7 protein-coding genes are annotated in these 12,594 nt (G+C 52.2%); 3 read left to right on the top strand and 4 right to left on the bottom strand.

What is annotated here, in order from left to right; translation table 11 throughout:
* Window positions 1-19: 19 nt before the first annotated feature.
* Together P2H89_RS06755 and P2H89_RS06750 are read left to right on the top strand one after the other, a co-directional pair.
* Window positions 20-1,615 (top strand): RagB/SusD family nutrient uptake outer membrane protein, encoded by a 1,596-nt coding sequence (locus P2H89_RS06755; RefSeq protein WP_275825819.1) that lies wholly within the window; start codon window positions 20-22, stop codon window positions 1,613-1,615.
* Window positions 1,616-1,697: 82 nt separating this feature from the next.
* Window positions 1,698-2,924 (top strand): multiheme c-type cytochrome, encoded by a 1,227-nt coding sequence (locus P2H89_RS06750; RefSeq protein ID WP_275825818.1) that lies wholly within the window; start codon window positions 1,698-1,700, stop codon window positions 2,922-2,924.
* A 1-nt stretch (window position 2,925) separates the two neighbouring features.
* Here P2H89_RS06750 and P2H89_RS06745 read toward each other — a convergent pair whose 3' ends face one another.
* From P2H89_RS06745 to P2H89_RS06730, 4 genes are read right to left on the bottom strand one after another with little or no spacing between them, the layout of a single operon-like run.
* Entirely contained in the window at window positions 2,926-3,312 is a 387-nt protein-coding gene (locus P2H89_RS06745; RefSeq protein ID WP_275825817.1) for a group III truncated hemoglobin, read from the bottom strand.
* A gap of 16 nt (window positions 3,313-3,328) precedes the next feature.
* The gene (locus P2H89_RS06740; RefSeq protein ID WP_275825816.1) at window positions 3,329-5,980 is read right to left on the bottom strand and encodes a glycoside hydrolase family 2 TIM barrel-domain containing protein; all 2,652 of its coding nucleotides are present in this window, start codon (window positions 5,978-5,980) and stop codon (window positions 3,329-3,331) included.
* 2 nt (window positions 5,981-5,982) lie between these two features.
* Window positions 5,983-7,422: an alpha-L-fucosidase gene (locus tag P2H89_RS06735; protein ID WP_275825815.1), complete on the bottom strand. Its 1,440-nt coding sequence runs from the start codon at window positions 7,420-7,422 to the stop codon at window positions 5,983-5,985.
* A gap of 18 nt (window positions 7,423-7,440) precedes the next feature.
* Window positions 7,441-9,954, bottom strand: a complete 2,514-nt coding sequence (locus tag P2H89_RS06730; RefSeq protein ID WP_275825814.1) for a prolyl oligopeptidase family serine peptidase — start codon at window positions 9,952-9,954, stop codon at window positions 7,441-7,443.
* A gap of 239 nt (window positions 9,955-10,193) precedes the next feature.
* Here P2H89_RS06730 and P2H89_RS06725 point away from each other — a divergent pair, with 239 nt between their 5' ends.
* Complete coding sequence (locus tag P2H89_RS06725) at window positions 10,194-12,593, top strand: ABC transporter permease (RefSeq protein WP_275825813.1); 2,400 nt, start codon at window positions 10,194-10,196, stop codon at window positions 12,591-12,593.
* Window position 12,594 lies beyond the last annotated feature (1 nt).

Raw genomic sequence — 12,594 nt, 5'->3', positions numbered from 1 at the left:
CAAGCTTACAACTCACTATATGAAAAAGCAACAATTCTTTACAGCGATATATATGGCGATGGGCGTTTCGCTCATGCTGGGCTCGTGTACCAAACTGGACGAACATGTGTACGACCAGGTACTGGAAACTTCTTTTAAACCTACAGAAGCAGATCTTCCTTCTATTCTAGGCGCCGCTTATGTTCCCCTTCGCACTGTGATGGTAGGCTGGCAGGGAGATTTCGACCTGCAGGAAGAGCCGGCTGATATTATTGTAACACCGGTACGCCCCAATGGATGGTACGACGGTGGTACTTACCAACGGATGCACAAGCACGAATGGAGGGCCGACGAATGGCAACCCATCAATTCCTGGAACCAGAATTTCAGGGGCATCAACACGGTAAACAGGATCATTGCCCAGATTGAAGGTGGTTCTATCCCCGTCACCAACGGTAAGGATGAAGTGATCGCCGAGTTAAAGGCGGCCCGGGCCTTCTATTATTCCATGCTGGTCGACAACCATGGAAATGTGCCTATCGTAACCAGCTTTACCGACACCGTACGTCCTAAACAAAGTACCAGGCTGGAAGTGTACACCTTCATTGAGAAGGAATTGACGGAAGCGCTTCCAAAGCTTAGTACCAAGTCTGATAACAGCAACTATGGCCGGATGAACAAGTGGGCTGCCCATGCCACCCTGGCCCGGCTTTATCTCAATGCTGAAGTATACACCGGTACCGCACAGTGGCAGAAATGTATCGACCAATGTAACGAGATCATCACCAAAGGTCCCTTTGTGCTGGAACCTGCCTTTAAGAACAATTTCACGACTACCAATAACACGTCCAAGGAGCTGATCTTCGCGGTTCCTTTTGATGAGATCTTCGCTACGCAGAACAGCATCCACATGAAAACGCTCGCCACGGCTCACCGTAACGTGCTCGACCTGGCTGCGCAACCATGGGGCGGCAACTGCGCTGTACCACAGTTCATCGACACCTACGATCCGGACGATACCCGTATGAAGGATACCTGGATACAGGGACCTCAGCGTAACGTAAGGACTGGTGAATTGATCCTTACCTATACCAAGGCTGTACCCAGCATCGACAATACCCAGTTCTTCGACGGCTTCCGCATTGGAAAGTATGAGATCAAGGCAGGCGCCCGCGGTGGCCTGAGTGTGGACTACCCTGTATTCCGCCTGGCCGGTATCATGTTGATGAAAGCGGAAGCGCTATTGCGTACCGGGAAGCCCGATGAAGCAGCCGTGCTGGTTACAGATGTACGCAAAAGGGCTTTCCTTGCCACTCCTGCAAAAGCAACTGTAACCGGTGCTCAATTACAATTGGGCAGCTCTTACAAATACGGCTGGCAGAATGTGGATGGCTCCATTGCCGACCTGCAAGGAGGCGCCGATATTCCTTTTGGCCGCATGCTCGATGAGCTGGGCTGGGAATTCGCTGCGGAAGGCCAGCGTCGTCAGCAACTGATCCGCTTTGGTGTTTATAGTCGCAAGATCTGGTTTAACCACCGTCCTAAACTCGACGGCAAGCCACGTACCCTGTTCCCCATTCCGCAGGTGGAGATCGACAAGAACCCCAACCTGCAGCAGAACTCCGATTACAGATAATGGCTTACTCAATCACTCATATAGCAGTTAGTTTTGGTAAACCCCTTGTTTTTACAAGGGGTTTTCTTCCTTTATTAAACCCATGAAACGAACCCAACTTCTTATTGCCACCTGCTTTGTGTTGCTAATCCTGGGCCTTTCTCAGTGCATGGATGCGCCGCCAGAATCGGCTTTATCTGACCTGCGCGGCGCAGCTTATGCGGGCGCCGATGCCTGTAATAAATGTCACCAGGACATTCACCAAAGCTGGTTAGCCACCGCCCACCGGAATACATCCGCCTCTCCTTCGCCCGCCACGATCAAAGGCTCTTTCGAGCCGGGAAAGAATGCTTTTCATTACAGGCAGAACGTGAAGGTGCAGATGGAACAGCGGGCCACTGGCTTGTACCAGGTAGCTTATATGAACGATGTAGAAAAGCAGGCTTTCCCTTTTGGTGTGGTAGTCGGTTCGGGCCGCAAGGCGCAAACCTACCTGTACTGGCTCGATGATAATGCCTTTCAGTTACCAGTCTCCTATTCGGTCAATGCAGCGGCCTGGGTGAACAGTCCGAGCTATCCGGCCGACAAGGTTCGCTTCGACCGCCTCATCAATATCGGCTGTTTTGAATGTCATGGTTCTTATATCGAACGCAAGGGCACACAACAGGAAGGCAACCGGCAGGTAGACTATTTCGACAAATCCAAAGTAATCTATGGTATGGACTGCGAACGCTGCCATGGACCTGCGGCCGCCCATGTAAACTTTCATACTGCCCACCCGGAAGAGAAACAGCCGCAGCATATTGCGCTGTACAAGAAACTGCCCCGGCAGCAACAGCTTGATCTTTGTGCCCAATGCCATTCCGGCGGCCATACTTCGCATAATTCCATCTTCTATTTCAAACCAGGCGATTCTCTGTCGCAGTACTTTTCCTCTGCCGTGCAAACGGGCGCCAAGGCCGGTAACCTCGACGTACATGGCAACCAGTACCAACTGATGACCGCCAGCGCCTGTTATATCAAGAGCGATGTGCTGACCTGCACCTCCTGCCACGACCCGCACGTGCAGGAAAGAGAGAACCTGGCTGCCTTGTCGCAACGCTGCACCACCTGCCACACTTCCGTAACGCATAGCTTTACCCAACAGCTACCTGCCAATGCGATCAACAGCAATTGTATCGATTGTCATATGCCTGCGCTGCCTTCGAGCGCCATCTCTTTAAAAGAAGAAGACAAAACGGAAGCCAATGCCAACCTGGTGCGGACGCATAAGACCGGTATCTACGCCGATCAGACCAAGGCTTTTATAGAAGCTTACAGGAAGCGGTAGTTCAACCTTCCGATCCACGCCGGGCGGCGATCTTTGCTTTCATGATCTTTGCGATGGATTGTGCGCGATCGATGGCCTCGTTGGCCTTATCGCCGGCAAAGTTTTGCCGTACAGTTTCCTGCCACAGGTAGAGCCACCGATCAAAGTGCAGCGGATCGAGGGGATACAAGGCATCGAGGTCGAGGTGCTTGATCATCGGATTGCCTTTGTAGGAAGGTTCCGCAAACAATACCGACTCCCAAAAGTTGATCATGATGGGTATGTGCGATTCCCAGGAGAAATGGACCACCCGGGTAAAGAAATGCCCGATCATGCGATCGGGTATCACTTTTTTATAGAACTCATTTACGAGCAAGGTTATGTCTTCCCGGTTCTGTATGTCTTGCATAGGACCACAAAGCTACTCATTTGGGGTTAACCGGGCTTGCTGGAATAACGGTTTTTATTGGTGAATTCCATCCTTCTACGCTTAGGATGGGTTTGATGGCATGCTCATCATACTCAACCTGGATCGTTCTCGTTGCACCTGGCAATACGGTGATATAGTTATCGGTATAGAAGGCCGGCAATATTCTTTCTTTCGTTGCCGGATGCAGTAAAGATATCCTGTTGAAGAAGGACACCGGGTTGCCTGCTTTATTGGAGAGCATCACTTCTACCTTACCGGCTTTTATATGCCGGGCTGTTACGGCCAGGGCGGCAGGTTGAATGCGTTGCAGGCCGCTGTACTCACCGCTGGCATCGGGCAACCAATAAATGTTTTCGCTCAACCCTTTCTTCGCGTCATTCTCCAACTGAAGGCGCAGAAAGATGCCCTGTTGTGCGCGGAGTTCATCGACCTTAGCCTTAATGTTTAACGAGGTGATGACCGAGGTGGCCGGCAATTGTGCCAGGCTATGGCCTATCGGTATTTTCTCTCCATTCATGGTCCAGGCTTCGAAACGTACAGTCGCATTGTTAAGATCGGTAAACCCATTGTTGACGACCATTACATTTCCCTCCACCGGATTGTACATTACGTGTACTGGCTCTCCGCCAGCGCGCAAGCCATATAGGCAGGCATTGGGGTCGAGGTAATAATCATACATCTGTCCGCGCAAGGCTGTCCAGGGGTTCTGTGTTTTCCAGATGATGGTGCCGGTGTACCAGCTCCACATGTGTGCACTGAAGCCTTCCATGAGGGCGCGGTACTGATCGTAGTTGACGATTTGCGCTTTGTTGGCAAAGTCGGGTACATCTCTTACAGGACCATAGGGGCTGATGTATTTGCTGTAGCCAATGTACTTATGGTATTCCCATACAGAATCGGCTTTCTCGCGGGCACGCTGATCGCCGGCCGCCGGTGTATAGACTGGCGGTGTCATATTCTCAGCCGGGATGAATCTTTTCAACGATTCATAGTCACCGGTGCCCACGGAACCTACTTCAGAATTAAATGGATAGGTGCGGAACTTCCAGAAGGTGTCGGTGGGTTGAATATTGTACGGACCATCGCCATTGCCGCCGAGTATCTTCATCGACATGCTATCGGAGTTGGAATAGTCGAAGAACACCCGCGTGCCGTCGAGCTGTGGCAATAACGAATCGCGCATAGCAGCGAGGATATCATCGGGCGGGGTGATCTCGTTGCCGCCGCACCAAATGGCGAGCGAGGGATGATTGCGAATGAGTTTTATACCATCGACTACTGAACGCAGGAAGAGGCCATGATCATCGGGGTATTTGCGCCGGGTATCCTGGTCTTCCGCTTTCTTGGGATCCACCCAGCGGCCATTGCAATCGCCCGACATCCAGAAGTCCTGGAACACGAGCAAGCCGTATTTATCGCAGGCTTTGTAAAACTCCGGCCTTTCGAGCAGGGCGCCACCCCAGATACGGATGAGGTTCAGGTTCATGTCGCGGTGATAGCGTATCTCTGCATCGTAGCGTTCATCGCTGAGGCGCAGCATGGCATCGGAGATGATCCAGTTGCCGCCCTTGATGAATATCTTTTGTCCGTTTACGCGAAACTCACTGCTGAGGGTGGTAGCATTCCAAACCCGTTGTATTTCGCGCACGCCTACATTCACGACTTCTTTATCAGTGACCTTACCTTGCTCTATGAACTGCAGGTCGAGTTTGTAGAGGTCCTGTTTACCATAACCGGCGGGCCACCAAAGTTTGGGGTTCTCCATCTTCAGGTCGGGCAATTGGATCTCTTTCAATTCATGTGGAGACAGCGACACGGGTTTTGAGACCTTTTTGCCTGCAATGGTGTATTGCAGACTGCCCTTTACCTCGCGGCCGGCATTGTTCAACAATTCGGCAGACACTTTGAGGGTGGCCGGTTGCTGTGGGCCGTTGGGCTTGCGCACGCCGGGCACCAGCGTTATCACATGCGGATTGCGCACATCTACTATCCCCGTTCTTTCGATGTACACTTTGTCCCAGATGCCGGTATTGCGGTCGCGGATGGGTTGTATCCAATCCCACCCTGCCACATATTGGTGCGATACACTTTTGGCGATCCTGCCATCACCTCCCTGTCCGCCATTGGGATTGCCGGGCGGATCGGGCGGATATACGATGATGGCGAGCCGGTTATTGCCATTGGCATTGAGCAGGCTGCTGATATTATAGGTTTGCCGCAGGTACATGCCTTTGTGTGTAGCGTCGTTCAACTTCTTATTGTTGACGAATACATCACAGGCATAGTTTACGCCCCGCAGGTGCAGGAAGACATCTTTGCCCTGCACCGCTTTCTCTTTAAAATCGTTGACGAACCAATAGGTATAATGAGCAGGACCCGTATGGTAGATATCCGGGATGCGTTCGTTGTTCATGCCATAAAAGGGATCGGGCACTTCTTTGTCGCGCAGCATATTGGTGAGCACGGTACCGGGCACCTGTGCAGGCCGGAAGCCAGCCAACGCGTGGATTGGTTGAGAGAGGGCAGCTCCCCCTTCCTTCACCTTGTCGGCACGCGCGTACTGCCAACCCTTGTTCAGTTCAGTACGATACTGTGCCATCAGCCAATAAGGCACTCCGATCAATATACCTATCAGTAACTTCTTCATGGTTATTGTGCAGGATTAAATGCAAAAGCCAGTGCGGGTGTTTGCACTTCTTTCTTCAACAAGGCTGCGGGGAGTTCAACCTTTACTACCCCATCGGTGATCTTCCATTTAACAGACTGGCCGGTTTGCAATAATGTTACTTTGCTGCCTTTCTTCGGCAGGTTGCCTTTCCATTCTACCGATGCCGGTATGGCTTCTCCTTCCTTCACACACACCAGTGCATACAGGTTAGTATTGTCCTTGCTACGGGTAAAGTAAATATTGCCTTGCTGGTAGTCGGGTACGGTGCGTGTGCCATAGATGGCTGCTCCATTTACTTTTGTCCACTCACCAATGGCCGCGAGCCGGTCGATGGCTTCTTGTGGCAAGGTGCCATCGGCCTTGGGGCCTACACCCAGTAAGAGGCTTCCGCCTTTTGCCACGATCTCTATCAGGGAATGGATCACCTTGGTAGGCGACTTGAACTGATCGTTGGGCACCCAACCCCAGTTATTGGCCAGGGTCATACAGCTTTCCCAGGGATGGTCGAGTTGTTTGTCGGGAATGCGTTGTTCGGGCGTCTGGTAATTTTCATACGGTCCATGCACGGTACGGTCGACCATGAGGATGCCCGGCTGCTTGCTGCGGGCCATAGCTGCGATCTTCGGCATATCGATGTCCTGGCTCCAATCGGGGATTGGCGCTCCCCAGGACAGCACTTCTGCGGTTACGGATTCGCGGGGGCGCACCCAGCCTCCATCGAGCCACAGTATATCTACCGCTCCATAATTGCTCATCAACTCCTGGATCTGGTTGTAGGTAAATTCCTTGTATTTGTTCCAGCGCCAGGGAAAGCGACGGATATCATAGTTGTTATTGCGGTTGGCGGTTGCGTATTTAGGCCACCAGTAGTACTCCGTATGCCAATCGGGCTTGGAGAAATAGGCCCCGATCATAAAACCTTCGTTGCGGAACGACTCGAATACATATTTGGCCACGTCGGCTTTGGGGTTATTCGCAAAAGGTCCTTTCGCTATACTGAAATCGGTTTGTTTGGTATCGAACATATTGAACCCGTCGTGGTGTTTGGTGGTAAACACCAGGTAGCGCATGCCTGCCTGTTTTCCGGCAGCGGCCCAGGAAGCGGGATCGAACTTTGTTGGGTTGAATGTTTTGCTGAGTCCCCAGTACCATTTCTTGAAATCGTCGTAGGCGGTATTGCTGTCGCGGTCGATCCAGTCTTCGGAACAGAGGGCCCAGGACTCGATCATGCCGGGCACGGCATACAGACCCCAGTGTATGATCATCCCGAACTTCTGGTCCTGCCATTTATCGAGCTTGGCCTTCACTTGTGGATCGGTGGGTGCTTCGTAGGCTATGGAAACCGGATGGATGGTATTCTGGCCAAATACTGCGCTGTTACCAAGTAACAGCAGCAGGAACAGGTAATAGTTGATTCGCATTTCGTGCAATTGATCAGGTTATGGTTTGTAAGCAGTATTGACAGTATCGATCTGCCAGTTGTGATCATAGAATCCGGCTATTTCGAGCGAACCGGCGCCGCTGTGCAGCATTTCGAGGTTAAAGACCATGAAGTCGGGGAATCCGCTGGCGCCGGCGAAATACTGATTGGCCGATGCGGCTTGCATGCCTTTAAGTCCAGTGCCACCAATTACCGCTACGGATGCGATGTTGGAGTTCTTAATGGGCCATACAATATAGGCTGCATGGTCGTCGCCGGGCAAACGTTTGGCACCTGCGGTCACCAGGTTGCGGTCTACCTGCACGGGACAATCTTCCAGTAATACTTTCCAGGCACTGTTGGTCGACTTATTGCCATAGAGGATCACCCCACGGTCTTTGTATTTCCCGGGGGAATAGTCTTTATCGGCAATGATATCTACAGCGCCATTACCGCGGTAGTACCAGGTTTCCGCATCGAAAAGGGCTTTCTCCAGGCTCCAGGCATTTTCGGCTGCATTGCCGGCCGTGCCATATACCAGTATCATGCGATTGTTGAATGCATCCTTCAGGGTGCCATAGCGGTGCGGTCCTTTTTGCTGCAAGCCAGGCTGTGCTGCCAGGGTCCAGCTATTGCCTTCCTTTTGTAACACGATGCTGTCCTGTGCACCCTGTACTGTATAGCTCACAGCGGCGGCGCCATCGAGGGTGATCTTTACGGCTTTGCCTGTGGCAAAATCTTTCAGGTGCAGTTTCAGCAAACGTGTATTCTCTACAGTGCCGGTGATGGTACCGGCTGCCTTATCCCTGCGCAACTGGATGCGGCTGTAAGCGAGTGCATTGCTTTGCTGCAGGATGGTAGCCCAACGGAAAGTGGCTGATATGCCGGGGCTCGCAGTACTGAAATCAATGGTATTGACGCTACTATCGGGCAGGCGGTGGTGCCATTGAAAGAAATCGAACAATGGCTTCCAGTCTACGCTATGGTCGCCAAACCAATGGCTGCCGCCGGGATATTCATAGTAGCTGAGGTCGGGATGAAACTCGCCCAGCTGCTTGCGCATCTGGCGGGCATAGGTAACGGGTACGGTGCGGTCGTCATCGCCATGAAACACATACACTCCGTGTGCTTTGTAGTTGGTGGCGAGCTTGGGCACATCGCTTTGGTTGCCGGAGCGCAGGAGCAGTTGCTCGAGCGGATTGCCGCTGCTGTCTGGTATAAGGCCATCTGCCGAGCCATATCCTTTCATGGTGGGGTAACCGGCGCAGGGGGCTATGGCTGCCCACTGGTCGGGATAGGTTACGCCGAGGAACCAGGTACCATGACCGCCCATGGAGTGGCCGGTGAGGTAGATATTTTGTGGATTGGGTTGATACCGTTGTTTGGCGATGCCCAGCACTTCGAGGGCATCCAGGCGGCCCCAGTCTTCCCAATTGAAACCCCTTGGCCGGCGGTTGGTGGCTGCTACCAGTGTGCCCCAGTCTTTCGGTTTGTAGGCACGTGCCTGGTTGATGGCTTCTACGCCGGCGCCATGCACACTGAGGAAGAGTGCGCTGTTGGCGTTGGGGGTGGCGGACTGCGGTGTTACGGAATAATACTGCAGGCTGCCATCGATGGCGCTCGTGAAGGTGCTGTTGTATTGCTCACCGGGGTTCACGGCTTCTATGTTGACGGTATTTACATCCTTTATTACGCCTTTGTTGGTGAGGATAATTTTACAAGGGTATTTGCCTTTTGTGGTGATGTTGCTGCCATCGAAGCTGAAGGGCACTTTGCGGGAGGCCAATGCGGGTATCTCGGGCACGCCGATCGATACCTCTTTGCCTTCCAGGTTGCTGATGATCAGGAATCCTTTGAGGGGCTTGTTGGTGGTATTGATCACCACTACGGCTCCCTGCTGTACGCCGGCCTGCTGGCCGGGCACCACGAAGGGCAAGGTAGGGTCGTCGGTGTTGACCAATACGGGTTTAGCGGGAAAGAGGAGGCTTGCTACCGCGCTTGCGCCGCGTACATAGAACTCGTTAAGTCCCTTTTTCAGTTGCACGGGTATATTCAGGTACCCCATGCTATAGGGGTCGCCGGTATGCTGGGCGCCATTCACAAATACGCCGCTATTGCCTTTGATGTTGAGCAGGGCGGTTTGTGCTTTGGGTGAGGTGTACGTGAGGTAGATATAGCTGCCGCCAGCGCCGAGTCCGCCCCGGATGGCGCCTGGTGTTACGCCGGGACCGGCTGGTGCCCCGCCCCGGAAATTGCCGCCGCGTACGCGCAGGCGGTTGGTGCTATCGGCTTCGATGGGCATCCATACGATGGGTTGGTTTCTTTCAGTGGTGCCGATGGTGTCGCCGGCCACGGGTGTTTTCAGGGTTCCGGTATAGAGGCGGTAAGCCAGCTCATCGCTGTACACGGCTTCGCGGCCATAGCGGCTGGGCAGGTTGGCGATCAATCCATTCTTAAAAAAAACTTCCTGGGCCGTTGAGAATTCGGCCAGGGCGATGCAACAAATAGCCAATGCCAGGGTTCTTTTCTTCATGCAGGGACAGTCATTGATTTGGGTCAGTAAATTACTTGTTCGGACAGCGGGTTGGACTCTCTAATAGACTCACCACCAGCGACGAAGGGCTAAATTATCGAATTATATGTTTGGACGCGTACACACGGTGTATCGAAACCGAACAGTGGAAAAAGTTGGTTGTTTGCAACCTACTGAAAACCATACCCCTAAAATGTGCCACAATTTTTGTGTTATTAAGACAACCATAACTTCATTACATGTTCAGGAACTACTTTAAAACTGCTTTCCGCAATTTCCGGCGCAACAAGGCCTATTCGATCATCAATATTCTTGGTTTGAGTATTGGCCTGGCCTGCGGCATGCTGATCATTTTGTATGTGAAGGACGAACTGAGTTTCGATCGTTTCCATGTTCAGAAAGATAATATCTACCGGATCGGCATGAAACGGATAAAACCCGATGGTTCTGTTGACGGCATGGGTGGTTATACCGGTTATTTTCCCGGTCCGCGTTTCAAAGCCAATATTCCTGAGATCCGGGCTTTTGTGCGGGTACAAGCCAACGAGCGCGACGTGCAAACCGGTCAGGATATGAAATCGCAAGGGGTACACCTGGTCGACTCCAATTTCTTCTCGGTATTTTCCTTCCCGCTTTTGAGCGGCAATCCCCGTACAGCATTACGGGATCCTCAATCGGTGGTGATCACGGAGGAGATTGCCGAGCGGCAGTTTGGCACCACTGAGGCGATGGGCAAAACCATCATGATCAGAGACGAGGAAGACAAACTGATTCCCTATACCGTAACGGGGGTGGCAAAGGAATGCCCGCAAAACTCCTCTCTCAAGTTCAAGGTGCTGCTGCCGCTCGTGGTATCGGCCAAAGAGGAAGCGCAGGGCATGAACTGGCTGAACTTCTTCCTGAACACGTTTGTGGTGATGCAGCCCGGCGCTGATACGAAAGCCGTGGAAGCAAAGATGAAGCGGGTGTACGAGGCCGACGCAAAAGACGCGATCCTACAGGCCGCCAAAGATTACGGGGACAACTCGGCGACCTTTTACAATCTGCAGCCGCTCACCGATATTCACCTCAGCAAAGACTATAAGGCAGAGAACGGGCTCACCGACGCCAGCAATCCTACCTACTCTTATATACTATCCGGCATCGCGTTGTTCATTCTGCTGATCGCCTGCATCAATTTTGTGAACCTGACGGTGGCCCGCTCGATCAAGCGGGCAAAAGAAATTGGCATCCGGAAGGTGATCGGCGGCGAGCGGCGGCAGCTTATTTTCCAGTTCCTGGGAGAATCGTTTTTCCTGAGCCTGCTAGCTTTTCTGTTGGCCATTGCGCTGGTGCAACTGTCTTTGCCTATGTTCAATAAGATGGCCAACAAGGCGCTGTCGCTTTCGTATCTGCTCGACTTCAAGCTGGTGGCTGGCTTTATCGGTTTGTTTTTGGTGACGACGCTGCTCGCCGGTTTCTATCCTTCGCTGGTGTTGTCGGCCTACAATCCCGTCAAAACCCTATACAGCCGGTTTACGCTGGCGGGTAAGAACTATTTGCAGAAGAGCCTGGTTGTATTGCAGTTCGGCCTGGCTTCTTTTCTGATCGTGGGCACTATCGTGATCTATACACAGTTCAATTACCTTACCAGGGAGCCGTTGGGCTATGACGACAGTAACTTGGTATGGGTGGGCCTGCCCAATATCCATGGCGCACAAGCACAGGTGTACCGCAACGAGTTGTTGAAGAACAATGCCATTACGCAGGTATCGTTCAAAAACGGCGGTGGCTGGTTTACGGTTGCCAAAGTAAATGGAGACAAAGAGACCAGTTTTGCCTATGAAACGATCGATGACACGTATATTCCTTCGCTAAAGATACCGGTGATACAGGGCAGGAATTTCTCGGGCGCTCATGTTTCGGACTCGACAAAAGCGGTGGTAGTCAATGAAGAATTTGTAAAGCGTGCCGGCTGGAAATCGCCGATCGGACAAGAAGTGAATTTCTGGTACAACAACAATGAGAAATACACCGTGGTGGGCGTGGTCAAGAATTATCATTTCGAATCGCTGTCGATGGAGATCAAACCGCAGTTGTTCACGATGAAACCTTCGCACTCCTATGGACGCGCCTATATCAAGATAAAACCTGGCACCGCCACCGCTGCGTTGCGGCATATTGAAAAGGTATCGAGAAGCCTCTACCCGCTCAACCCTTATGCTTATGTATTCAAGGATGATGAGAACCTCAAGTATTACGAATGGGAAGCACGCTGGAAGAACATTATTCTCTTTGGTGCTGTGCTCACCATTTTCGTATCCTGTATTGGCTTGTTCGGATTGTCGGTACTATCGGCCGAGAAACGCGTGAAGGAGATTGGTGTGCGCAAAGTACTGGGCGCTTCTGTAAGTAATGTAGTAGCGATCCTCTCCAAAGATTTCATGAAGCTGGTATCGCTGGCGCTGGTATTTTCCCTGCCGCTGGCCTGGTTCGCTGCGAATAAATGGCTGGAGAATTATCCATACCGCATTCATATGAGCTGGTGGATGTTGGCACTGGGCGCGTTGCTGGTGATCCTTATTGCATTGATCACGGTAAGCTTCAACGCTATTAAAGCGGCGGTTGCGAACCCGGTAAAGAGTTTGAGATCGGAATAAA

Origin of the sequence: Paraflavitalea sp. CAU 1676, from assembly GCF_029223285.1 — a bacterium.
Lineage (GTDB): Bacteria > Bacteroidota > Bacteroidia > Chitinophagales > Chitinophagaceae > Paraflavitalea.
Note: the sequence above shows the minus strand (reverse complement) of the source record. Positions and strands in the feature narration are given on the sequence as shown.